The sequence below is a fragment of the Candidatus Amarolinea dominans genome (genome assembly GCF_016704685.1).
Lineage (GTDB): Bacteria > Chloroflexota > Anaerolineae > SSC4 > Amarolineaceae > Amarolinea > Amarolinea dominans.
In genome coordinates this window covers 99,762-123,405 of record NZ_JADIZS010000002.1, presented here as the reverse complement: position 1 = coordinate 123,405, position 23,644 = coordinate 99,762, and the positions used below count along the sequence as shown (strand labels likewise).

The 23,644-nt window shown below is 62.3% G+C and carries 23 protein-coding genes; 6 read left to right on the top strand and 17 right to left on the bottom strand.

Annotated elements, in window-relative coordinates:
- Positions 1 to 34: 34 nt before the first annotated feature.
- The 11 genes from IPF85_RS02145 to IPF85_RS02095 all read right to left on the bottom strand — a co-directional run bounded on the left by IPF85_RS02145 (position 35) and on the right by IPF85_RS02095 (position 11,232).
- Positions 35 to 502, bottom strand: a complete 468-nt coding sequence (locus tag IPF85_RS02145; protein ID WP_343406417.1) for a peptidoglycan recognition family protein — start codon at positions 500 to 502, stop codon at positions 35 to 37.
- Positions 460 to 735, bottom strand: a complete 276-nt coding sequence (locus tag IPF85_RS02140) for a hypothetical protein (RefSeq protein ID WP_343406416.1) — start codon at positions 733 to 735, stop codon at positions 460 to 462. Before IPF85_RS02140 ends, IPF85_RS02145 begins: the two co-directional genes overlap by 43 nt.
- Positions 729 to 2,672, bottom strand: coding sequence for an N-acetylmuramoyl-L-alanine amidase (locus IPF85_RS02135; protein ID WP_343406415.1), 1,944 nt, complete (start codon positions 2,670 to 2,672; stop codon positions 729 to 731). The genes IPF85_RS02140 and IPF85_RS02135 overlap by 7 nt, the downstream gene beginning before the upstream one ends.
- An 88-nt stretch (positions 2,673 to 2,760) precedes the next feature.
- On the bottom strand, positions 2,761 to 3,249 hold the full coding sequence (locus tag IPF85_RS02130) for a hypothetical protein (protein ID WP_343406414.1): 489 nt from the start codon (positions 3,247 to 3,249) through the stop codon (positions 2,761 to 2,763).
- Between the two features lie 37 nt (positions 3,250 to 3,286).
- Positions 3,287 to 4,417 carry a branched-chain amino acid ABC transporter substrate-binding protein gene (locus IPF85_RS02125; protein ID WP_343406413.1) on the bottom strand — a complete coding sequence of 377 codons (1,131 nt, stop codon included), beginning with the start codon at positions 4,415 to 4,417 and terminating at the stop codon, positions 3,287 to 3,289.
- Between the two features lie 26 nt (positions 4,418 to 4,443).
- Positions 4,444 to 5,322, bottom strand: coding sequence for a hypothetical protein (locus IPF85_RS02120; RefSeq protein ID WP_343406412.1), 879 nt, complete (start codon positions 5,320 to 5,322; stop codon positions 4,444 to 4,446).
- 15 nt (positions 5,323 to 5,337) lie between these two features.
- Positions 5,338 to 7,062 (bottom strand): vWA domain-containing protein, encoded by a 1,725-nt coding sequence (locus IPF85_RS02115; RefSeq protein WP_343406411.1) that lies wholly within the window; start codon positions 7,060 to 7,062, stop codon positions 5,338 to 5,340.
- 28 nt (positions 7,063 to 7,090) lie between these two features.
- Positions 7,091 to 8,356, bottom strand: coding sequence for a hypothetical protein (locus IPF85_RS02110; protein WP_343406410.1), 1,266 nt, complete (start codon positions 8,354 to 8,356; stop codon positions 7,091 to 7,093).
- A 27-nt stretch (positions 8,357 to 8,383) separates the two neighbouring features.
- Positions 8,384 to 8,881: a hypothetical protein gene (locus IPF85_RS02105; RefSeq protein WP_343406409.1), complete on the bottom strand. Its 498-nt coding sequence runs from the start codon at positions 8,879 to 8,881 to the stop codon at positions 8,384 to 8,386.
- A 120-nt stretch (positions 8,882 to 9,001) separates the two neighbouring features.
- Complete coding sequence (locus IPF85_RS02100) at positions 9,002 to 9,688, bottom strand: PspA/IM30 family protein (protein ID WP_343406408.1); 687 nt, start codon at positions 9,686 to 9,688, stop codon at positions 9,002 to 9,004.
- Positions 9,689 to 9,849: 161 nt separating this feature from the next.
- Entirely contained in the window at positions 9,850 to 11,232 is a 1,383-nt protein-coding gene (locus tag IPF85_RS02095; RefSeq protein ID WP_343406407.1) for a winged helix-turn-helix domain-containing protein, read from the bottom strand.
- 203 nt (positions 11,233 to 11,435) lie between these two features.
- Here IPF85_RS02095 and IPF85_RS02090 point away from each other — a divergent pair, with 203 nt between their 5' ends.
- Both IPF85_RS02090 and IPF85_RS02085 read left to right on the top strand, forming a co-directional pair.
- Positions 11,436 to 12,911, top strand: a complete 1,476-nt coding sequence (locus IPF85_RS02090; protein WP_343406406.1) for a 2Fe-2S iron-sulfur cluster-binding protein — start codon at positions 11,436 to 11,438, stop codon at positions 12,909 to 12,911.
- Positions 12,821 to 14,431, top strand: coding sequence for a molybdopterin cofactor-binding domain-containing protein (locus IPF85_RS02085; protein WP_343406405.1), 1,611 nt, complete (start codon positions 12,821 to 12,823; stop codon positions 14,429 to 14,431). Before IPF85_RS02090 ends, IPF85_RS02085 begins: the two co-directional genes overlap by 91 nt.
- Here IPF85_RS02085 and IPF85_RS02080 read toward each other — a convergent pair.
- The gene (locus IPF85_RS02080) at positions 14,423 to 14,878 is read right to left on the bottom strand and encodes a PIN domain-containing protein (protein WP_343406404.1); all 456 of its coding nucleotides are present in this window, start codon (positions 14,876 to 14,878) and stop codon (positions 14,423 to 14,425) included. The genes IPF85_RS02085 and IPF85_RS02080 overlap by 9 nt on opposite strands.
- On the bottom strand, positions 14,871 to 15,158 hold the full coding sequence (locus IPF85_RS02075) for an AbrB/MazE/SpoVT family DNA-binding domain-containing protein (RefSeq protein ID WP_343406403.1): 288 nt from the start codon (positions 15,156 to 15,158) through the stop codon (positions 14,871 to 14,873). Before IPF85_RS02075 ends, IPF85_RS02080 begins: the two co-directional genes overlap by 8 nt.
- 278 nt (positions 15,159 to 15,436) lie before the next feature.
- Here IPF85_RS02075 and IPF85_RS02070 point away from each other — a divergent pair, with 278 nt between their 5' ends.
- Positions 15,437 to 15,856, top strand: coding sequence for an OsmC family protein (locus tag IPF85_RS02070; RefSeq protein ID WP_343406402.1), 420 nt, complete (start codon positions 15,437 to 15,439; stop codon positions 15,854 to 15,856).
- On the opposite strand, the gene IPF85_RS02065 is transcribed toward IPF85_RS02070, so the two are convergent.
- Entirely contained in the window at positions 15,822 to 16,775 is a 954-nt protein-coding gene (locus IPF85_RS02065) for an aldo/keto reductase (protein ID WP_343406401.1), read from the bottom strand. The two genes, IPF85_RS02070 and IPF85_RS02065, sit on opposite strands and share 35 nt — an antisense overlap.
- Before the next feature lie 186 nt (positions 16,776 to 16,961).
- On the opposite strand from IPF85_RS02065, the gene IPF85_RS02060 reads away from it, so the two are divergent.
- On the top strand, positions 16,962 to 18,548 hold the full coding sequence (locus IPF85_RS02060) for an alkaline phosphatase family protein (protein WP_343406400.1): 1,587 nt from the start codon (positions 16,962 to 16,964) through the stop codon (positions 18,546 to 18,548).
- Positions 18,549 to 18,594: 46 nt separating this feature from the next.
- On the opposite strand, the gene IPF85_RS02055 is transcribed toward IPF85_RS02060, so the two are convergent.
- Positions 18,595 to 19,482 carry a methionyl-tRNA formyltransferase gene (locus IPF85_RS02055; protein WP_343406399.1) on the bottom strand — a complete coding sequence of 296 codons (888 nt, stop codon included), beginning with the start codon at positions 19,480 to 19,482 and terminating at the stop codon, positions 18,595 to 18,597.
- Positions 19,483 to 19,528: 46 nt separating this feature from the next.
- On the opposite strand from IPF85_RS02055, the gene IPF85_RS02050 reads away from it, so the two are divergent.
- Positions 19,529 to 19,873, top strand: a complete 345-nt coding sequence (locus tag IPF85_RS02050) for an oxidative damage protection protein (protein ID WP_343406398.1) — start codon at positions 19,529 to 19,531, stop codon at positions 19,871 to 19,873.
- A 71-nt stretch (positions 19,874 to 19,944) separates the two neighbouring features.
- Here IPF85_RS02050 and IPF85_RS02045 read toward each other — a convergent pair whose 3' ends face one another.
- Positions 19,945 to 21,213: an ATP-grasp domain-containing protein gene (locus IPF85_RS02045; protein ID WP_343406397.1), complete on the bottom strand. Its 1,269-nt coding sequence runs from the start codon at positions 21,211 to 21,213 to the stop codon at positions 19,945 to 19,947.
- 208 nt (positions 21,214 to 21,421) lie between these two features.
- Here IPF85_RS02045 and IPF85_RS02040 point away from each other — a divergent pair, with 208 nt between their 5' ends.
- Complete coding sequence (locus tag IPF85_RS02040) at positions 21,422 to 22,090, top strand: O-methyltransferase (protein ID WP_343406396.1); 669 nt, start codon at positions 21,422 to 21,424, stop codon at positions 22,088 to 22,090.
- Positions 22,091 to 22,316: 226 nt separating this feature from the next.
- Here IPF85_RS02040 and IPF85_RS02035 read toward each other — a convergent pair whose 3' ends face one another.
- Positions 22,317 to 23,441, bottom strand: a complete 1,125-nt coding sequence (locus IPF85_RS02035) for a hypothetical protein (protein ID WP_343406395.1) — start codon at positions 23,439 to 23,441, stop codon at positions 22,317 to 22,319.
- Positions 23,442 to 23,644 lie beyond the last annotated feature (203 nt).

Sequence of the window (23,644 nt, the reverse complement as noted above, 5' to 3'; positions counted from 1 at the left end):
TGTTGCCGGTGAGCGGTCATGCAACCCCAGTATATCAGAGCTGTTGCATCGCTTGCAGTAAGATTTCCTTCCAACGGGCGCCCATAAGCCACTGTCTGCCCGGAGAACCGACATTTTCCAGTTCACTGCGGCCCACGACAACGTCTGCTGTCAGCTTCAGTTCTTGCAGCAGCCAGGCCACCAGGCGCGCGCCGCTGCTGATTTGGGCTGCGGTGGGCGGCACGTCGGTGAAATTGCCCGCGAAGGCGACCGCCACCCCGTCTGCGTTGACGGCCGGCGTCACCGTCTGCTCGCTCACGGTGTCCAGCGCGTTCGTTTGGAAAATCGTACCATCGCCTGTGATCAGGAAGTGATAGGTGATGCCCGCGCGCCCCTGGCTGATCTGCACCTGCGCAATGCGTTCGGGCGTCACGTTGTCGCGCGTCACCGTATGATGTACCACCACGCGCCGGATGGCGTTCAGGCTGCGGGTGGCATAGCGCGCCGTGGCGTGGCGGGGCAACTGCGCGCTGACATCCCGGAGGTCAGGACGCGTGCCGCCTGGCGGCTCACCACCACCTGGCGGCTCACCACCGCCTGGCGGCTCACCACCGCCTGGCGGCTCACCACCGCCTGGCGGCTCACCACCGCCTGGCGGCTCACCACCGCCTGGCGGCTCACCACCGCCTGGCGGCTCACCACCGCCTGGCGGCTCACCACCGCCTGGCGGCTCACCACCGCCTGGCGGCTCACCACCGCCTGGGCGGCTCTCCACCATCTGGCGGGAGTTGCCCGGCCAGGCAGTCGGTCAGCCGCTGCTGTAAGTCGGTAATTTGTGCCTGCAGGGCGATGATCGCGGTCTGCTGTTCTGCCACCTGGCGGCGCAGATTGCCCGTCAGGTCCTGCAAACCTTCAACCTGCACCTGATATTGCGTCAGGGCCAACTCGCCATCGGTCAGTTGCATGCGCAGGTTTTGATTATCGGCCTGCAAACGGGTTACCTCGGCTGTGAGGCTGGACACCTGCGCGGCCTGGGCTTCGGCGCGCTGTGCTCGCTCCAGGGCGGCGGTCAAATCGCTACGCGCCTGCGTCAGATCCGTGAGCGCCTGGGCCAACAACTCATCGCAGGTAAGCCCGATCGGCGGGAACTGGCTGCGCACCTCGCTGAACAGCGTGTTTTTCCAGGCCGCGCCCTGCAGCCATGATGCGCCGGGGGAAGCGACGCCCGGGTCAACCTCGCTGCGTCCGTTGATGTTGTCGGTCGTCAGGTTGAATTCTTGCAGAAGAAAGGCACACAGTTTGGCGGCGCTGGTCAGTTGGCGGGCGGGCGGCGGCGCGGCGCTGAAATCGCCGGCCAGCGCGACGCCGATACTGTCCGCATTGACAGGGTCAGCGCCGCAGTGCGTGGCCGTGGTGCGCAGGGTGTTGGTTTGGTAGATGGCGCCGTTGGCCTGGATCAGGAAATGATAGGTGATGCCAGGCTTGCCCTGCTGCACCTGGGCACGCGCGATCAGATCGGGCGTGATGTCGCCAGAGGTGACGGTGTGGTGGATGATGAGACGCCTGATCGTGTTCCACGGACGCACGGCGTAGCGAACCGTGGGGCTGCGCAGGAGCAACGCATGAACATCGGTCCAGGCGGGTCGTGTCACCGACCCGGGCGCCTGACGCCATTCGTCGGCCGGGTACTCAACAGGCGTTGTGCAATCCGGGTTGAGCGGCGGCGCCTGGCGGTCTTTCAGCGTGGCGATCCGGTTACTGAGCGTAATCGGTCGCTGCTGATTGTCCACGCCCAGGTGACGGAAGGTTTCCCAGCGCCCGGCGTGGCCCACCTGGAACAGACAGGCGCCCAGCGCGTACGTGTCGCGGCACAACTGGTCGTTGTACCAGTCCAGCGATTCCCAGTATGAATCCTGGGTCACGCTGTCTGGTGAGTAGAGCCAGCCCACATCGCCGCCATCACCTATTTTGTACATGCGCGCCAGACCGGCTTCCGTGATGATGGCGGTGTGGCGGTTGTTGTAGCGCTGACAGATCCCGCGCATCGCGCCGCGGTAGAGCAGCGCCGCGCTGGAGGTGTCGGCGCGTGGCATGAGGGCCGGCCAACCGTACTCATGAAAGCCGAGATAGCGATAGGTTTCCAGGGTACGCGGGAACCAATCCAGGTAGTGGGAGGCGTCTGTGTAGTTGCCGGCGCCAAAGTTGAACGCCACCGCCTCGATAGCGGCCGTCTGCAGGCGCGTGCGAAACGCCGCTTGGAAGCGATCGAGCGCCTGGCTGCGCCGCTGATAAAACTCGGCAAACTCCGGGTAACGGTCAAGGGGCGTGCCTAACTGGTAATTTCTGAAGGAAGCCGGGCCTGGCAGCGTTTCATTTGGCCCCATCCACGCGTTGATGAGCAAGCGGCCGTTGACGCGCTCGGTGGCGTAGCCAAAATCATACTCCAAAATGCGATCGGCGTAGGCGGCGCCGGCGCCCTCAGGATCATTGGCGTCCAGCCAGCGCACCTGCTCGTCCAGGGTGACGAACAGGCGGCCGATGATGAACGAATCGGGCGAGAGGCTGGTGCGAATCTCGCGCAGCAGGCCACGATCGCCGGCGTGAAACAGAATGACTGGCGGCTTGATCAACGCCAATGCCTCACGGATAAATGGCACCGTGCTGTTTTCGATGTAAAATCCCAGTTTGTTCACGGTGATTCCTCCCCAAAAAAGAAACCGGGTTTCAGCGAGAGAAGTTCGTCAAGCGAAGATCATCGTGAACCCGGTTTCTGTCTGATCGTTATGTTTGGGCTGGCGTCGCGCTCGTGGACTCAGTAAGCATCTGTTCGATCTGCTGCACCCGCTCCTGCTCGCTCGCCAGAAAGGCGTTCCACAGTGCGGCTACGTCATCCGGCGGTTGCGCGCCTAACTCCTGCTGATACCAGCGGATGGTGGCATACGACCGGCCGCGCAGGAGGTCCAGACGACCCTCCCGGCTTCTGACGTAACGCGCCTCGTCCACTTGACTGCGCACGGCATAAACGTCGGCTGAAGACAGATCGTACAGACGCAGCATGCGTGAGATGTCCGCCATATCGGAGCGCAGCGTCTCAGCCAGTTCATCCATCCAGATCGCCATCTCCGCTTCGGCGGCGGCGGCATTGCGCTGATAGTATTCGCAAATGGTCAGCAGCGTGCGTTTTTGACGTAGGTTGACCATCAGGCTTTTCTCGACGGGCGTCAGGCCGACCGCCAGCGTTTCTTGCTGTTTGTCTGATCGCTTATCCATCCCACTCCTACGAGCTGGCGCCATCCGGGGGATGGCGTTACGGCGCTACCTGCACAAATTGGCTGTCCCTGACCTGGAAGATGAAGACCTTGGGATTCTTCACATCGCCATTGACATCGAATTGCAGCTCGCCCATCACACCGCGAAAGTCAATCTGACGCATGGCGTCGGATATTTTGGTGACATCGAGCGAGTTTGCTTTCTTGACACCTTCGGCCAGCACCGCCATGGCGCTGTAGCCATTGACAGAATAGGTGTCCGGGTTGCGAGATTCCACCGCCTGATAGGCCTGAATCCAGGGCTGCCCGGCAACTTGCGGGCTGGGCGCAAAGGCACTGACGTACATGCCCTCAGCGGTGCCGTTGGCCTCGTCAATGGTCGCGGCCAGGAAGGCGCCATCGCTGGCCAGCAGCGGCGTCGTCACACCATTCTCAACCAGATCAGCCCGCAGATAGGGCGCTTCGATCTCGTAGCCGGCGTAGAAGATGGCGTCCGGATTGGCGGCCTTGATCTGAGCTACCTCGTCCAGGTAGCGGGCCTGACCTTCCTTGACCTGCAGAGCCAGGACCACCTCGGCGCCGACAGAAGCCAGCGCCTTCTGCATCTCGTTGCGCAGACCGATACCATAAGGGGTATCGTTATGCACAATGGCGATGCGTTTGGCCTTCAGGTTGTTGACCAGGAACCCGGCGTCCACCGCAGCCTGCACCGTGTCATTGGCGTTGACGCGAAAGAAGTTACGGTAGCCCTTCTGCGTGATCGAGGTTTCGGACGATGTCGGTGTGATGATGATGAGCGGCAGGTCCTTGTACACTTCCATGGCGGCCAGGGTCTGCCCGCTGTTGAGGTGACCGACGACGCCGAGCACCTTTTGACCGGATGCCAGCGCTTCTTTGACCTTCTCGGCGCCGGCGAGCGCCACGTCCGAATCAGACTCATCGTCGAGGCCGATGACGACGACCTTGTAGCCCAACAGACCGCCCTGGCGGTTGATTTCTTCGGCCGCCAGGCGCACACCGCCCAGCACGGTCTGCCCGCCGTTGGCCTGAAAACCGGACAAAGGCACGGCCACGAAGACCGTCACCTCCCCACGGGTGGGTTGCGGATTGGCGTTGCAGCCGGCGAGGAGCAAACTGAACATTAACAAAATCAAGACCAAGTTGCGCATGGCAAACTCCTGTTGTCTGATAGCCATTAACCGGCCGCCGACGTCTTGCGCACCGGCTGCCGCGGTTGCATGGTTCCCACATCATGCTCAGCATCGTACGTGTACACTTCGTTGATCGAAGTAATCATGTCGTTCAGGGTACTGACTTGACCGGAGATGTCAGCCTGCAGGCGTTGGGTGCGGCTGCTGTCCACATCGCGGGCGCCGATCAACTGTATTTGTGGATAGATGGTGCCCAGCGCGGCCAACGATTGCTCCAACTGGAACTCGGCCTTTTGCATCATGTTTTCCAGTCGGTCGAGCGCCTCCCCTTGCGTGGTGCGCGCGTTGATGGCGGCTTCCATTTGTTGGCGCACCGACGCGTCGCGCTCCAGGTTGAGGCGCTGGCGATAATTGGAGATTTCAGTGGGCACCGACCTCATGTCACGTTTGATGACCTCGTCGCGGCGATAGGCGTCCAGGCGGCGGGCCAGTTGAAACATGTTCGCCAGCCAATCGTTGATCTGTTGCACCGTGTCGCCCAGACGGTCCTGCATGACGCCGCCCTTCTGCGTCTGCACAGCGGCCTGAATGCGCCGGAAATAGTCGAGGGCCTGCTCCAACTTCATCTTGATCGTACGGTCGGTAATGCCTGCCGTGGTGAATTCCTGCAGGAACAGGCCCGTCACCACCTGGCGGTTGTGCTCGGGGTCGGTCAGGCTGCTGACGACCAGGCCGGCGATGCCGGCGAGGCCCAGGGCCGCCCATCCCCAGGCCGGCCACCACGGAAACGGCTGGGGCGCGAAGTAGGTGGCGAGCAGGACGCCGGCCACGATCAGGGCATTTTCCACGCGCAACAGCGCATGTTCCAGGATGGCCTGGCGCGCCTGGCGCTCGATTTTCTGACTAATGGACTGGTCGGGCATAACGGCTTCACACGCTCAGAAATAGCTTGACAGCAGCTTGTACAACTCACGAATCGTCTGCTCGGTGCCTTCGCGCACCTGGCCTCCAGACGCGTCGGCCACGGCGCGCAGCGTATCGTAGTCGGCGTCGCTGCCATAGGCGATGCAGAAAATCACCACCGGTACGCCGGTTTGATTGCCGCGCTGAATCTCGCGCACCAGGGTGTTCAGGCTGACGCTGGAGGCGTTTTCACGGCCATCGGTCATCGCCACAATGGCGTTGATGCGCTCTTTGTCACCGCGCTCCTGCAGACGCTGGTAAGCCGTGCGCACTCCATCGAGCAGGGCGGTGTCGCCGTTGGCGTTGAGCGCGGCGATGGCGCTGTCAAGGGTGTCGCGCGTGCGCCCCAGCTCCTCCAACTCAATCACGTTGTTGACCTGACCGCTGAATTCCACCAGGCCAATCCGTTCCTGGCTGCCTTTGATTTGGGCCAGGAACGCGCCGAGCGCCGTTTTGGCCGCATCCAGCTTTTCACCGCGCATCGAACCGGAGGTGTCCACCACCAGGAAGACGTTGGTCAGGCGCTTGGTGTAGTACCAGACGTTTTGCACGACTTCCACCACGGCCGCGGGCGGCATCTGCAAGGTGGTTTGCGGCTGTTTGGGGTCAACGCCATTGGCCGCGGTCAAGGGCGAGTCCGCGCTATCGAGCGCGATACTCAGGTCAGCCGGACGATAGCCATAGCTGAGCACCAGCTTTTGCGAATCTGCATTCAGCAGAAACTCACGCAGGGCCTGGTAGGTGCGGCGTTGATTGGCGGCCAGGCTGGGTAGTTCGAGCAGTGCCAACGGATGATCGGCCCACAGGGTGCCTTCCGTTGGGTAGAGCGCCACCAGTTTCTCGCCGCGCTGATCACGGTTGAAACGCACCACCAGTTGTTCCTGCACCACAAAGGCATCCAGGAACGACCGCCCCTCTTTTTGGGCGCGCTCGATGACGGTCAACTCGCCTTCACCGTAATACTTGACCGTGCGCTCGATGTTGCGCACATAGTCCAGGGTGGTCTGCGCGGTGGCATCGTCGGCCGTCAGCCCGCGTGTCTTGCCTGCGCCTGCATAGAACTCGGCCAGTGTCGCCAGCAGACCGCTGGCATGACCGGTGGAGGCGTGGTTCCATTTGAAACTGGCGTCGTCGGCTGCGCGCTTTTGGATGGTGTTCCAACCCACCGGCTGCGGCCAGCCCAAGTCACGCGCCACCGTTTCCCACGCGGCAATGACGATGGGGCTGACCGCGTAACGGGTTGCCTCACCGACACGGCGCGGCGCAATCTGCCCGGCTTCTACCTGTTGGCGCAAAGCCCACTGGCGGTCGAGCTGATCGAGCCACAGCATGGAGTCGGGCGTCAGCGCCTGGAAGGTTGGATCTTCCAGCGCCGCGCTGACCATGTCTTCCGGGTTCATCTCCACCAGCTTGACCTGCATCGCCTGGCCGTCGGCGGTGCGCAGATTCTGGCGATTGAACTGATCCACCAGAATCTGCAGCATCTGCCCTTTTTCCGGGGAATAGGCCAGGGTCAGGGTGGCATTACGAAAGCCCACCGTGTTATCGGCCTGCTGGGCAAGCGGCGTCAACGGCCCCCGCAGGCCGTTCCAGGCGATGGCGGCCAGGGCGCAGCACAGGAGCAACGCCAGGGCGCCGACGATAATCGTATACGTTGCCGCGGGCGGGACACCGCCCTGCTTTTCTCGTTGTCTTGACATCGTGGCCTCTTTTGTTTGCGCGTCAGCCTTAGCGCTGGGCGACATTCAGGTCAAACCAGCGGAGCAGCGCCAGGAGCACATCACGATTCGGGGCACGCATGGCCGTGGTGCGGGGCACGATGGCCTGCGCGCCCTGTGATTCCCAGCGGGCAAACAGGCTGTCGCCTTCACCCGCAGGGGCAACCGGCACATCAGGATTGGCAGGGCGCAGGCCGCGAGCCACAGCCTTCTTCTGCACATCGGCTGACAGCAGGTATTTCTGAAACTCCAGCGCCGCGTTCTTCTCGAACGCCGTGGTCTCCGGCCCCACCCAGACGGTAAACGGGAAGTCGAACCAACTGACATAGTTGGGGTAGCGGATGAGCAGCGGGTCCGCCCAGCGTGTCTGGATGCCGGCCATATTGGTCAGCAGGTCGCTTTCCAGCAACTGCCCGCCATCACCCACCGAATAGCCGAACAGCGCGAAATCTTCGGCGGTGTAGGCACTGGAACCACTGACATCGGTCAGCGCGCCCATCAGCTCCTTGAGCCAGGTCTGAAATTCAGGATTGGTGACGTCCGCCACGCTGATGTCGGTGCGATTGTAGAACTCGCCGGCTGCGGCGATCATGGCCGCAAGCCCGCCCACGTTCTTGCGCGGGTTGGGCACCACCAGCTTGAAGAAACCCCAACTCGGATCTCCGCCCAATTCCGGCCAGCCGCCTTTGCTGACGGCCGCGTCATGAATAGATTTCCAGTTGATGTCGCCAAACTTCTGCTCCAACACCTGCGCACGGGTCTGATAGATGCCCCAGGCGAAGAGCGAGATGGCGATAGGCCGCGCCCGGTACTCGCCGTCGGTCAGGAAGACATCGCGCCCCAGGCGTTCCTTATAGGTCACGTTGGCCAGTTCCACCAGGTAGCGGCTATCGGGAATCCAAACCGTGGGGAACTGGGTCAGCTTGTCCTTTTCGGCGTCGGTCAGGTCAGCCAACGTGCGGTCGCCGAGGATGCCAAAGTCGTCGCGGTCCCATTTGCCCAGGGCGGTCAGGCCATCCATAGCGATCACTTCCACCTGGATGACCTCGTTGCTGCCGGTCAGCTTGCGTTTTTCATCGTTGAACTGTTTGGCGGCGTCACGCACCCACGGCTCCACCGGTAAGGCCGTCAGGACGCGTATCTGGATTGGGCCGGTTGGTGCAACCACGAGAGGCTGCTGCGGTCGGGTCTGCAGATAGCCCAGGCCCCAGGACACGCCAATGACCACCAGTGCCAATACGATGATGGCAATGAAGATAATGCGAGTGCGATTCATGTGATTTGTCTCTTATGGCTACCTTTGTTACTTCTTGGCCCACCGATAGACGGCTTTGCCTTCATTCGGTAGGGCGGTCAAGGTTGGCGCTTCTGCGCCCTTGACCGGCTTGAGCTTGCCACGGGTGACGACAGCCTGCAGCAATTCAGGGTCGTATGGTACGTCTTCATAGTAGTAATTGGGCAGCTTGTCGGCCTTGATGCGCATGCTGCGTTGCTCGTCGCGTACGCTCAACTCAAGCTGCTTGACCTCGTCCCAACCAAAATCCTGCCGCGTGCCCCACAGGCGCAACGGATTGCTGATGGTGAGTCCTTGATCGGTCACAATCACCTTGCGGCTCGACACATAGAGGGCATCCAAGATGGCGTACAGACCGAGGAAGCCCGCGATGGACAGGACCAAGATGCCCATCGCTTCGGTAATCAGGCCGCTGATCCAGGCCAGGAAACAGCCCAGCAGCAGGGCAAAACCCGTGGCGAACTTTCCATTGATGCTGCGTGGCTCAAAAATGATCGCGTTGTTCATACCCGTTGTGTAATTTCCCCCTCTGCAATGGCATTGACAGGCAGTCCCGTCGGTCATGCTTCCGGTGTGACAGTCTCGTCACGGCGTGATAACCGTCCGGCCGGGGGCCTGACCCGCAGGCTATGACGCGGCGCTCATGCCCAGCCGGCGTTTGCGTTCTTCCAACTGGCGATTGAGCGTCTCGCGCTCCAGCACGTCGTCCATCTGCCGATCGAGGCGGGTGGTAACCATGTCGCTTTCGGCCTGCGCCTTGTCCAGGCGGGCGCGGATGGAATCGGCGACGCGTGCAACGTCGGTATCGCCGGAGCCAACCAAATCGTCCAGTGACTTGATCGCCTTGACGCTGACCTCTTTGGACTTGGCCAGAGTGAGCAGGGCTTGCAGTTCTTCACGCTCCTGCTTGACGGTGGTCAGCTTGGCTTCCAGCTTGAGGCGTGCGTCCAACAGTTTCTGATACTCGGACTGCTGGCGGTCGGCCTGATCCTTGTACGAATCGGCCAGGCGCTTGGTCGAATTGAATTTGGTCTGTGCGGCCGCAGCCAGTTCCTCGCGACCCTCGCTGAGGAAGATGTCAATGTTTCTGTCGAGTTCCGCAGTCTTGGCCGCAAATTCATCGTATTTACGACGCAACATGCGCGCCTCGCCGCCCACCGTGGCCGCGGCATCTTCCAACTCATCCAGGTTGTTATCAACCTGGCGAATGTACTGATCGAAGACGGCGATGGAATTGGATTTTAGTGCCTCATCCACCATGTAATGCAAATTAGCCGAAATGAGAGTGCCGATTTTTTCTAACAACGATGCCATGCGTAAGTTACCTCCCTTGTGCTGTCCAAATGTTTTTTGTGAGCCTCGCCGTTGCCCGGGCCAGCGGCAAAGCCTCAAGTGCGGCTTGATTTTACCCGCAATTTACAAATTACGCTAGACGACGCGCTGACGTGTGACTGACGGTCTGTCGGGTTCCTTGGCTAGACGGCGCCCACCAGCTTGTAACCGCGTCCGCGCAGGGTCATCAGGTAACGTGGATTCGTCGGATCCGGTTCGATCTTGGCGCGCAGGCGACTGACCAGTTTTTCGATACGCGCATCGTCCACCGTATCCATGTAATCTTGTCCCCACACCGCCTCCACCACCTGGTACTTGTCACAGATCTTGCCCAACTGCCCGTAGAGCAAGAGCAGCAGGCGATATTCCAGGTTGGTCAGCGCCTCCGTGGTGCGACCATCCACCGTCACCTCGCCGGTTCCCACGTCCACGCGAACGCCCTGCGCGCCGGGGCGCACCAGGGCGCTTTGCTGCGCCAGGAACTGGCCGAACAGGCGGCAAAACGGGCGCGGCGCCTCGTCATTGTCCCCCAGCAACAGATGCTTGCTGCGCAGGGCGGCAATCGCGGGCAGCGGCGCCTCTCCACCTGGAGTGCTCAAGTCCATCAGCGCACCACGTTCGATTTCGCTCAGGCCGGCCCAGATTTTGCCGCACTCGGTCTGCACTGTCATGTTGCGCGGCAGGCGTTGGGCCGCTTCGCGCTGAATGATCCAATCCTGGCTGGCATCGCGCAAGGGCGCGCCGGTCAGGCTGCCGAGCACGCCACAGGTCGCTTCGATCAAACCGATGTGACCGCCGGCCCAGTCGAGGACGAAATCCACATCGCGACCGCTAAACGTCACGTTCAGCTCTTTGGCCACCTGGTGAATCATATCGGCTGCATCAGTTGAGTTGAGCGGCGGCAAGTAGTAGGTGTGATGCGTAAACAACTCGATGAATTCGTCAATCGCCTCGTCGCGGCGCAGCAGAGGCAGGCTTTCGTTGGTGGCCGTCATGAAGGTCAGTCCACGCCGGTATTGATCCTTCAGCGCGCGCAGATTGAGAAAGACACGGCCTTCGACGCGGGTCAGGACTTCGTCGAACTCATCGAAAACGATCACCAGCTTGCGTCCCAGCCCGTCGAGAACCGCGGTCAGCCCCTGGTTGAAGCTCAGTGGCACATGAAACGGGCTGTGGGGATTGATGAGTGCTTCGTATGCATTACGCAGCGTGCGCAGCAGTGTATCGGGCACAGCCTGTCTGCGCAGGGTATCTTGCAGACAACGCAGGACCAGCTCATAGAAACCCTGGTCGTTCAGGCCCAGCATCCGATTGCAGTCAACATAGACGAAAATGGCGTCACGACCCGGGCCGTCCATGCCCTGCTGGGATTCTGGCAGGCAAATCATGCGCAGCAGGGCCGATTTGCCGATGTTGCTGATGCCCACCACGGAACAGCATTCCTGGGCATTCAGATAACGCCAGACAACTTGTGATTCATCGCGGCGCAGAAAGGCGCCGTCACGACGCAACATGCGATCCGGCATACGTGCTCCCGTCCTTGTCTATGGTTTCAGAAGAATCGAGGACCGATGACAGTGATGACAGTATTGTAGCACATCCGGCCCGCCCGACCAACTTCGATTATACTTCCTGGCGTTCGCATCAGCCAACTCATTTGAACTCATTTTGAGCGTCCGCGCTTGTATGTTAGAATTCAGCCAGGAACCAACATCTTCTGGAGGCAACGATGCACATCCACCTTACGCTCAATGGCGAACAGACGACCTGGGACACGGCGCCCCATGAATTGCTCCTGACCGCGCTGCGCCGGGCCGGCATGTGGAGCGTCAAGCACGGCTGCGAGACGGGCGAGTGCGGCGCCTGCGCCGTGCTCCTCGATGGCAAACTGATCAACACCTGCACCCGCCTGGCCGTCCAAGCCCACGGCGCCGCCATCGAAACGTTGGAACACCTGGCGCCTGATCAACCCGGCCGGCGCGACAACGACCTGCACGCGCCATCTCCGCAGGCCACGCTGCACCCGCTGCAGCGCGCCTTCATTGAAACAGGCGCCATCCAGTGCGGCTTCTGTACCCCGGCCCAACTGCTGGCCGCCAAGGCCCTGCTCGATCAAAATTCAGAGCCTGACGAGGCCCAGGTGCGTGAGGCCATCGCCGGCGTGCTCTGTCGTTGCACCGGCTACGCCCGTCCCGTGCAGGCCGTGCTGCGCGCGGCCGCGCAACTGCGCGGTGAGCCTGTGCCGCCGGTTGAGATGCCCGCAATCACCGTGGGCGGCCTGGCCGACCAACAGCCGCACGCGCCGCCAGACGACACCCCGGAGTTCCCGGATGACTCCTTCGGCGGACGCCCTGTGGACACCCTGACGCGCACGCGCCTGCCGGTGATGGTCGTTGCCCAGCCCGAAACGCACGTGGTCAACAAGGCTGAGACCAAGGTGGATGCGGTCAAGCTGGCGAAAGGCCGTCCGGTCTTCACCGATGACATGACCCTGCCGGGGATGCTGCACGCGGCCCTGCTGACCAGCCCCCATGCCCACGCCCGTATCCGCTCCATCGAAGTGGCCGCGGCGCGCGCGTTGGAAGGCGTCCACGCGGTGCTGACCCATCAGGATGTGTCGCGCGTGATGTACGCCAGCGGCGGGCAGAGCTACCCGCAGCCCCACCCCTACGATCAGGTGTCGCTCGACAGCAAGGTGCGTCATGTCGGCGACCGCGTGGCGGTGGTGGCGGCCGAAACACCAGAGATCGCCCAGCGCGCGCTGGCGTTGATCGAAGTGGATTACGATGTGCTGCCGGCCGTTCTTGACCCCCTGGCCGCTATGCAAGAGGGCGCGCCGCAGATTCATGATGAAGCAGACGCAGTGGGCATCCACGACGCTGCGCACAATCGCTCGCATCACATCCATGTCAAGCATGGTGATCTGGAAAAAGGCTTTGCCGAAGCTGCCTGGACCTTCGAGCACGAATACCGCGTGCATCAGGTGCAACAGGCCGCCATCGAACCGCACGCCTGCATCACCTATTGGGACGAGGACGATCGCCTGGTGGTGCGCACGAGCACGCAGGTGCCTTTTCATGTGCGCCGCATCATCGCGCCGCTGCTGGCCTGCCCTTGCGCCGCATCCGCGTCATCAAGCCGCGCATCGGCGGTGGCTTCGGCGGCAAACAGGAAGTGCTCCTGGAGGACCTCTGCGCACATCTGACCATTGCCACCGGCCGGCCGGTGCGCTTCGAATACACGCGCGCCCAAGAGTTCAGCAGCGCCCGCTCACGCCATCCGCAGATCATCCGCGTCAAGACGGCCGTGCGCAGGGATGGCACCCTGGCCGCCATGCGCATCAAGACCGTGGCCGACACCGGTGCGTACGGCACGCACGGCCTGACCGTACAGATGGTCAGCGGGTTCCGCGGCCTCAGCACCTATCGCCTGGGCGCGGCCGAGTTCGACTGTGACGTGGTTTACACCAACAAACCAACGCCCGGCGCGTACCGTGGTTATGGCGCGCCGCAGGCCCTATTCGCATTGGAGTGCCACCTGGAGGAAATCGCGGCCGCCATCGGCTGGGACCCCATCGAGTTCAAGCGCAAGAATTGGGTGCGCGCCGGCGATGAGATCATGATGGCGCGGGCAATGGGCGAGGGACGCGAAGGCTTTGCGCAATGGGTCACCAGCAACGGCCTGGAGGAATGCGTGCAAGAGGGCATGCGGGCAATGGACTGGGAACGCAAGACATTGCCGGGCTTCCACACCCCGTACCCTGATCGTCCTCACATTCGCCGCGGCCTGGGCGTTGCGCTCTGTATGCACGGCACCGGCATCGCCGGCCTGGACATGGGCGCAGCCAGCCTCAAGCTCAACGACGACGGCAGTTTCAACCTGCTCGTCGGCGCCACTGACCTGGGCACCGGCTCCGACACCGTCCTGGCCCAAATTTGCGCCGAAACGTTGGGCGTGCCGCTGCGTGACATCATCATCTTCTCGTCCGACACCGACTTTACGCCCTTCGATACCGGCGCCTACGCGTCCAGCACCACCTACATTTCGGGCGGGGCGGTGCTCAAGGCGGCCGAGCAGGTCAGAGACCAGATCATCGAGCACGCGGTCAAACATCTGCTGCCGGGCGCGGACGCCGAGCGAGTGTGGCTGGAGGATCAGCACGTCTGCGCGCCAGATGGGCGCAAGGTCAGCCTGGAAAAAGTAGCCCTGCACGCCACGCATCAGGCCGATCAGCATCAAATCATGGCGACGGCCAGCCACATGAGTTACGTCAGTCCGCCGCCCTTCGCCGCGCAGTTTGTCGAAGCCGATGTGGATACAGAAACGGGTCAGGTGACGGTGAACCGGCTGTTGATGGCGGTTGACTGCGGCGTGGCGATCAACCCGTTGACCGCGGCCGGCCAGGTGGAAGGCGGCATGGTGCAGGCGCTCGGCTATGCCCACTGCGAGGAGATGGTCTACGACGACGAAGGGCGCCTGCTAAACCCGCGCTTCGGGCCTTACCGCATCTACCAGGCCGACGAGATGCCCCAACTCGATGTCATCCTGGTGCAGACCTACGAGCCGAGCGGGCCATACGGCGCCAAAGCGATAGCTGAGATTCCGAAGGATGGCGTGGCGCCGGCGTTGGCCAACGCCATTTACGACGCCACCGGCGTGCGCATCCGCCAACTCCCCTGCACCCCGGAGCGGGTGTGGCGCGCGCTGCAAGCCGCATCAGCCTGAGCTATGCGTTTGCAGCCCGGCATCAATCAACGCGCGTAGCTGGCTTACAAACTCGCCCGGTGCTTGGATCAGCAGACCGCTCTGATCGGCCACATTGGGTGTGAAGTCCTTGGGATTGAGCGTTAGAAAACGATCCACGGCAGCGTTGACCGCGGCTGTCAGAATCGGTGCGTCTTTGGTCTCGATCAGGTGTTCCCATCGCTCTGTCTCGCCAGGCGATGGATCGGCAACGACCTCAAGACGCATGGTAGCGAGCAGCGCGGCAAACGTCGGGAGGGCCTGAGGCAGCTTCTTGCGTAAGTTGCGCTCTACTTCATCCAGCACCTGGCGCGAGACCACGAGGGTGAACAGCCCGATCTCGGCCATCCTCATGACAGCGTTGCTGGCGCCAGTGGGTGAGGCCGCGCCAGCGATCAAAACGTTCGCGTCAACGAAGATTCTACGCATCTCGATGTTGCCGCTCGCGCCAGATGTACTCTCTCTCTTCTCTCAAGCCGTCTAGCAGGTCCGCCAGGGTGACGCCTTCCCGCTGCATCATAGCGACAAACTGCTGACTCAACTGTGGAACGCGCGGCTGCTTTGGCGTGAGCATCACGATGTCCCCAATTTGCACCAGGAGGAGAATATCGCCATCCCGCGCAGCCAGGGCCGTACGCAGGGGCTGCGGGATGGTCATTTGACCTCGCTCACGCAGACGTACCGCGTAAGTGCCAGTTTCCATCATCATGTCCATTGCTGTGCCTCCGTCATCGTGTTTTGGATACCATTCTGATTTTCGTACAATCGCATTATACGATTGAACATTGACGGTGTCAATGCAGGAATGGCTCTTGAGTGATCAAACTCGTCAAACTCGAAGAAAGCAGGTACAATGAGTTTTGGATTGCGTCGCTTTTTTCGAGCTGGTAGCGCTAACCCGGCGCCGTCGTCGGCCAGGGCGGCTGCAACGCTGCGGGATGAGGTCACGATCCTCAGCCTGAGTCAACAAAGAAATGGAGTAAATCAATGGATACAGTAAAGGCAACCCTGGTAGATGCGATGCACTTCGACATCGAAGTAGACGGTCATCATTTCATGGTGGATGCAGCCAGCGAGGTAGGCGGCATCGACGCGGGGCCGCAGCCGGTGCGCCTGCTGATCGCGGGCCTGGCCGGCTGCACCGGCATGGACGTCATTTCGATCTTGCGCAAGAAGCGCCAGGAGGTGACTCACTTCGAGGTAGAGGTCAACGGCGCTCGCGCCACCGATTACCCCAAGGTGTACACCGACATCGAGGTCGTTTACAGAGTGCGCGGCCACAACATTGACCAGGCATCGTTCGAACGGGCGATTCAGCTATCTGAGGAACGGTACTGCCCGGCCATGGCCATGCTGCGCAAAGCGGCCAACATCACGAATCGTTACGAGATCGAGCAGGAATACTAACCCGATCGAGCGCGTCTGCTTCTTCAGCGGTCATCTCCCATCCCAGGGCGCCGGCGTTTTCGGTCGCTTGACGGGCGTTTTTGGCGCCGGGGATGGGCAAAACGCCCGGATGGCGCACGAGCCAGTTGAGCGCGACCTGGCCGGCCGTCTTGCCATGCGCAGCGCCGATCTCTGTCAGCAGATCAACCGTGGGCATGGCCGCGGCCAATTGTTCGGAGGAAAAGGTCCTGAGTCGCTGCCGCGCGCCTGATACGGGTGTGCCGGGCCGGTACTTGCCGGTCAGTCGTCCTTTGCCCAGCGGGCTATAGGCGATCAAGGTGATGCCGAGTTCCTGGCAGGCCTGGAGGACGCCATTGTGTTCACATTCCCGGTTGAGCAGGTGATACTCCACCTGGTTGGAGGCCAGGGCCAGCCCGCGCTTGGCCAACACCTCGTGCGCCAGGCGCATGCGTGACTCACGGTAGTTGCTCACCCCAATGGCGCGAATTTTGCCCTCCTCCACCGCGTCGGCCAGGACATTCATCAGGGTTTCGATGCGAATGGTGGGCAGGTACCAGTGTACCTGGTAGAGATCAATGCAATCAACCTGCAGGCGCCGCAGACTGCCATGCAGGGCACGCCGGATCGAGCCGGCCGTCCAGCGATGGGGCAGCGGCGCAAACTTGGAGGCGATAAGAATGGGCGTTTGCACCGTGGACACCAGTTCGCCCAGCAGGCGCTCTGAGGTGCCGGTGCCATAGACCTCTGCGGTATCGAACAACCGCAAGCCGGCGCTCAGGCTGGCGTGAAAGGCCGCAACCACATCCTCTTTGCCGTGACTGCGACCATACTGCCAGGTCAGCTTGTCACCCCAAGCCCAGGTGCCAACGCCCAGGGCCGGCGCCTCCACACCGCTGGCGCCGATTCGAATCGTCTGCATGTTCATAGATTCCTTTTGTTTCTCCGTCTTCGTTTGCTTTCTCTTTTTAACCCACATACGCGCGAACGTCAAGTTCGCACCTTTGTCATTACCGGGTGTATAATCGTCAGGAGTTGAGAAACCCGGTTTCTCACAGAAACCGGGTTTCTGAAATAGTCCAATCCAGGGAGCACATGCGGCGCCGCCATGAAACCCCACCGACAGCCTGCAAGTAAACGCTATCTTCTGCCGGCTTTGGGCCTGCTGCTGGTCCTCGGTCTGGCCGCGTGCGCGCAACCGCCGCTGCCGCCTACCCCACCCTCTGCCTTGGTCACGCCCACGCCGGCCGCCAGTTTGACGCCGCCGACTCTGCCGCCGCTGCCGTCACCGCCGCCGCCGCCGCTCAGCACGCCTGGCACCGCCATTGCCACCGGCCTGGCGCCGGGCACAGTGCGGCCTGTGACGATCACGGCCGCGCCAACCACTCTGCCTGCGTCCGACACCCCCGCGCCAGCATCAACCATTGCCACCGACACCCCCGCGCCCACGCCCACGGCGCCGCCGACGCCCGTCCCCTTGCCCACGTTGACGCCGCGCCAGCTCTTTTTCCCCGGCATCTCCAGCCAGGGGCCGACGCCCACGCCTATCACCCGCACGCCGATCCAGCACGTGGTCATCATCATCAAGGAAGGGCGCAGCTTCGATGCGCTCTTTGGCCGCTTTCCGGGCGCGGAAGGCGCGACGCGCGGGGAAAAGGCTGATGGCACGCTCATTGACCTGACGCGGGCCGGGGACCGCCTGGGCGGCAGCCCCGATACGTCCCGCGCGTCGGCGCAGATCGCGATGGGCGGCGGCCGCATGAATCAGTTCGATCTGATTCCGGGCGCGGCCCTGGCGGATGGCTTCCTGCTGCCCTTTACCCAGGCCTGGCCCGAAGATATTCCCAACTATTGGCGCTATGCGCAGACGTTCGTACTCAGCGACCGCACCTTCTCCGCGGCGGCCGGACCCGCCTTTCCCAATCTGCTGCACCTGGTGGCTGCACAGTCGGCGCTTGTCACGGATAACCCCACGCAAAGCTCCGACACCTGGGGCTGTGACGCGCCGGCCGGTGCGCGTGTGCGCACAGAACCAGTCGCGGACAATCCGACATGGGTTTTTCCCTGCTTCAACATCCCCAATCTGCCTGACCAACTGCAGGCCCGGCCGCTGTCCTGGCGTTTCTACGGGCCGCGGCCCGGTGCAGACGGCTATCAAAATGTCGTGCTGAACGCCATTCAGACGATTCGCACCTCGTACCTGTGGAACAACAACGTCACCAGCGACGGCCAATTCCTGGTAGATGTCCTGCGCCGGCAGCTCCCAGCCGTCAGTTGGCTGGCGCCCCCTGGCGAATTCAGCGAGCGCCCCACCGCCAGCCTGTGCGCGGGTGAAAACTGGACCGTGCAGCAGATCAACGCCGTGATGCAGAGTGACCTGTGGGCCAGCACCGTCATTTTTGTCGTCTGGAGCCATTTCGGCGGCTTCTACGATCATCTGCCGCCGCCGCAGGTGGATCTGTTTGGCCTGGGGCCACGCGTGCCGCTGCTCATCATCTCGCCCTACGCCCGGCCCGGTTTCATTTCCCATAACCAGGCCGAGCTGACCTCGCTGGTTACTTTTGTCGAACGCAACTTCGGCCTGGCGCCCTTGAGCGAGCGCGACGCCCGTGCCAATGACCTGCTGGAAAATTTCGATTTCCGCCAGGCGCCCTTGCCGCCGCTGCTGTTGAGCGCGCGGCGCTGCCCAGATTGATCCGACAAGGACGCTCCCCCAACCGTAGGGCACGCCTCCGGCGTCTCTACCACAACACGGTGGCACGCAGGACGCCGGGGGCAAATTGAATCAGCGCCTCGCGCCCGGTTCGCAGCAGTGGCCGGTCAAGCTGTTGTTGGAGATCAAAATCGAGCGCGGTTTGCAGCCACAACGTGGTGTCGTGACCTGTCAACCGGTATGGATAGCCCCATGCGGCCGTGCCGCGCATGAAGTTGAAGGCGCGCCGCGCCGACCAGGTGGGGCTAAGCTTGAAATCAGAATCGCTGGGCCAGGGAAAGTAGGTGCTGCGCGCCTCGTCCTGCGGCCGGACTGAGAGCGGCCCTTGCACCAGGCGGGTCAGCGTTTGCAGCATCAACGCGGCGCCGGCCTGAGCGATCAGCGCATCGGCCTGCAATCCGCTGCTGCCATCGGGCAAGGGTACGCCGGCCTGTGCAACGACTTCGCCCGCATCCACGGCTGGCGTCATCCGGTGCAGCGTGACGCCGGTTTGCTCTTCGCCCAGGCGCCATTGCCAAAAGAGGGGCGCGGGGCCGCGGTAGCCGGGCAGCAGCGACGGGTGCAGATTGAAACAGCCCAGGCGCGGCGCCTGCAGCAGCTCGGCGGGCAAGATCAACGAAAAACATGCAACCAGGATGACATCAGGGGCCAGCGCGGCCAAACGCGCAATCACCGGCGTGCCGCGCAGATGCTTGACGTAGATCACCGGCAGCCCGGCCGCGGCCGCCTGCGCAACGATGGATGGCGGGTGTGCGTTGACCGAGAGCAGCAGCGCGGATTCCTCCGGCGCGGAGCCTGGCGTCACCACCGCGCAGACCTGCACGCCGTGCGCCAGCAAATACTGCATGGGAATGGCCGAAAAGACGCCATCCATGCCCATGAATACGACGCGCAGCTTTTGGGTCTCAATGCTCATTGGTGTACAATCACCCGCACCACAAATTCAGATCAGGAGATTCGACATGGCCGATCCAGCCGCCAACATTGGTTTCAGCCCCGACAACACGCGCATGGTGATGTGCCGCAAGCTGGGTCGCCTGCTGCCGGGCTTGGACAAAGCACCGTTCAAGGGCAAGCTGGGCGAGCGCATCTTCAACGACATTTCGCGGGAGGCGTGGGAGATGTGGCCGTCTTACCAGACGCTGCTCATCAACCATTACGGACTCAGCCTCGGTGATCCAAATGCGCAGGATTTTCTTCTGCAGCAGATGGAGCAGTTCTTCTTCAGCGACGAAGGCCAGATGCCCGAGGGATGGACGACGCCGGGCGGTGGACAGAAACAGAAAGGCGGCGCCGCACGCAAGTAGGATTTTGCGTGAATGCGGCATCCTGTAGTAACACCATCCATCCTGCTCATCTCCACCTACGAACTAGGCCATCAGCCCTGGAACCTGGCCTCGCCCTTGGCGATAGGCAAACCGTCCTCGATGTCAAAGTGCAGGCACGCGTGCGCCGCGCGCAGCGCGCCTTCGACGAACGCTGGGTCAGGCCCGCGCGCAAAGATGAAGCCGAGGTAACTGGCGCCCTCTGGCAGCGGCACGATCGGGTTGTGCAGCGGCGCGCTGATGATGATTTCGTCAATACCAGGAACGGCTCGCGCCGCCGCCAGGCCAGAGACATGCCGCAGAAAGCCAGCTTTGGGGATGGGGATCATCATCACGCCGTTGGCCTGGCTGGTCGGGTTGAGCGGTCCCAAGTCAAGGCCGGCGGCCTGGCGCAGAATCAACTCCTCCAGGCTGCGATCGAGGTCAAAGCGCAGCGTTTGCGAGCAGTAGCCGCCGATCGAACGCCCGGCCATCTCCACCATCCACGGGCCATCCGCGTCGATGCGCAGTTCCGCATGCACTGGCCCCACGCGCAGCCCCAGGGCCGCCGCGGCCTGTGCAGTCACCTCGGCAATCTGCGCCTGCACTGCGGACGGCAGTCGCGACGGCGTGACGTAGATTGTCTCCTCGAAGAACGGCCCCTCCAGCGGATCAGGCTTGTCAAACAGCGCCAGCACGGTCAGTTGCCCATCGAAGAGCAAGCCTTCGAGCGCCACTTCCACGCCAGGAATGTACGTTTCCACGAGCAGCGCATGGCCATCCGCGCCGGCGTGACTCGACGCGTCGCTCACGATGGCGGCGGTACGCGCAAAGGCTGCCGCAAACCCGGCCGGGTTGTTGGCGCGAATGACACCCCGGCTGCCTGATAGCAAGAGCGGCTTCAGCACCACGGGGTAGCGAAGCTGCGCCGCCAACGCGACAGGGTCGGCGTCCAGATCATAGCGCGCCGACTGGGGTGAAGGCGTCCCGGCCGCGGCGAAGAGTTGGCGCATGAGGTGTTTGTTGCGCGCCGCCAACGCGGCCTGCGGTGAGTTGTGCTGCAGGCCCAGCGCCGCGGCGACCTGCGCGGCCAGGAGGCTGCCGGTGTCATCGGTTGCCAGCACCGCCTGCACCGGATACTGGCGCGCATAGTCAACAATGATCGGCAGCGCAAGGTCAGGCTGGCTAAACGGCACTGCCAACGGCATGTGCCAGAGATCGGCCAGCGCGCGCGGCAGGTCAACCACCTCGATCACGTCCAGCCCCAGGCGAGCGGCCGCGTCGAGGAAGGCGTTGTTGCGGTAGCTAAGCGCGCCGCTGAGAAGAAGAATCTGTTTGCCCATACGGATGGGGCGGATTCTACCACAACCGCGGCTACCACGCCAAGGTTGGACAGCCTCGGTCAGCAATTCCGCATACAGCGTACACTCGACCACCAGGAGCGCAGGGAACATACAGAAGCCGGCCCGCCAAAACCGGTCGGCGCCGCGCCGAAGCTTGTGTTACAATAGCGGCTGCCTTTGCGGCATAAATCTATGGCGAGGTGATTCGATGTCAACGCTTGAACAAGAGACTCAACTCAGTCCTTTTCAGAGGTATCTGCGCACCCATTTTCATCAAGATGACGCTGACCTGGTGCAATTGCAGCTCGAGGCGCAGGCGGCCGGTCTGCCGGCGATCAGCATTGGCCCCGAGCAGGGTAAGTTCTTGCAACTGCTGGTGGCCCTGACCGGCGCGCGTCATGTGCTGGAAATCGGCACCCTGGGCGGTTACAGCGGCGCCTGGATCGCTCGTGCGCTACCGGCCGCTGGCCGGCTCATCAGTCTGGAGATGAACCCCCGTCACGCGGCGTTTGCCCAGGGTCAGTGGAACCGCCTGGGGCTGGGCGCCACGGCGACCGTGATCAGCGGCCCGGCTCTCGCCACGCTGCCCACCCTGACGCCGGCCGCCCCCTTTGATATGATCTTTATTGACGCGGACAAGGAAACTTATCCTGACTACCTGGAGTGGGCGATCCGTCTGGCACGACCCGGAACGGCGATTGTGCTGGATAACGTTGAGTTGCATGGCCGGCTGGTGGATCAGGCAGCCCAGGATTTACCGCACGTGCGGGCCATGCAGCGTACGATGACCATGCTGGCCTCCGATCCACGCCTCGTCAGCACGGTTGTGCCTTACGTGGATGGGCTGGCAGTGACGGTTGTGAGGGGAAGGGAATGAGGAATGCTGAATGAGGAATTGACCTCTGCGCCTCATCCCGAGATAGTCATTATGTCAAAACTTTTGGCTACGAAGCCTGCGCCAGGCCAGAGCGTCACGGATTGGGGGCATGAGCATTCACCTGGGATTGAATTGGTCAGATCATACTGAGAGGAAGCCTGGGCCGTGGGCAGAGTCGCCTATACAGCCCAGGCTTCTTCATGCCTGCGTGGGGGCAGGCAAACGTCTACTCTCCGAATTCTGTCTCAGACGAATCCGGATCGAAAAGCTGTGTGCCGGGGTCGTCAACGAACATCCGCAGGACGGCAAAATGATTGGGGTCGCCGCTCAGCAAGGCGTGATTGACGATCAACAGCGAGCGGGTGCGTGCGTCGAAGGCGATGCCGGCCGGGTTGTCGAGCGGGATGGCGTCGCCCGGCGCGCTGGCATATCGAACCGTCTCCGTGCCGTTCGCCGCCAGCACCGAAATCTGATTCGAGAGCGCCAGCGAAACATACAGGTTGCCCACGGAGTCGAACGCCAGTTGATCGGGCATCTCGCCGGCGATGTAGGTGTGGATGACTGCCAGGTCGGCCTCAGTGGGCTGATCCACCAACGGCAGCCGGTAGATAGTGCCCTGGGCTGGATTGGCCGCTGAGGAGGAGATCGCCACGTAGACATGGGTGCGCTCGCGATTCAGGCGGATGCCGTTGGCGCCGAAGGGGATGGGGCCGCCGCCCTCGAACTGCGCGCTCTGGAACCAGATCTGCGCCGCGCCGCCGCCGGGCGCATAGCGCCAAATGGTGGCCTGCAGCGAATCGGTCACGTACGCGTAGCCTTGCGGATCGAAGACAACGTCATTGACAATGGGCGGCATGTCGAACGCGGTCGGCGAACAGGAGCCGCTGAACGGGCAGATCGGCAGATCGGGGACCGGATCGCCATAACCTACCTGGGCGTAATCCAGGCCCTGCTTGGTGAAATAGATCAAGCCAAGCTGCGTGCTCAAGGCGAAGAGCCGGCCAGCGCCGCCCCATGCCATGTTACTCAACGCGTGTTCGAACGCCAGGTTCTCGCCCGTGACCAGAATAGTCTGCTTGAGTGTACCCGTTCGTCGGTCGAAGACCTGGATCGCCGAAGGGCCGGTGCCGGCCGTGCCGAAGCGCGCCGGGCCTGATACGAAGACAGAGCTGCCATGCGCAACGACGCCTTCTGGAAAGCCTGGCGTTGCGGGTACAGTGGCCAAGACATCAATATCGCCGATTTGCACAGCCTGCGCCAGGCCAGAGCCAGCAAATCCTAAGGCGATCACCACCAAGAGCATGATGGCGGCACGCAGCCGCCTTCCAACGGAAACATACATACGATTCATCGTGTCCTCCTGAGACTCACATATTACGTCCGGAAAACTCAAAGCCTTGACAAGGGCCTGTTCATGATCGTCGGGAATTATAGCACAACTTCACGTCGTTTTTGGAATCGGCCCCCGCGGCGCGCGACAATCTCACATTGTCAGCCAACTGTAAAGCCAATCCCCGCATCTCTGTGCTATGATAGCCGTCGAGAACGAGCAGG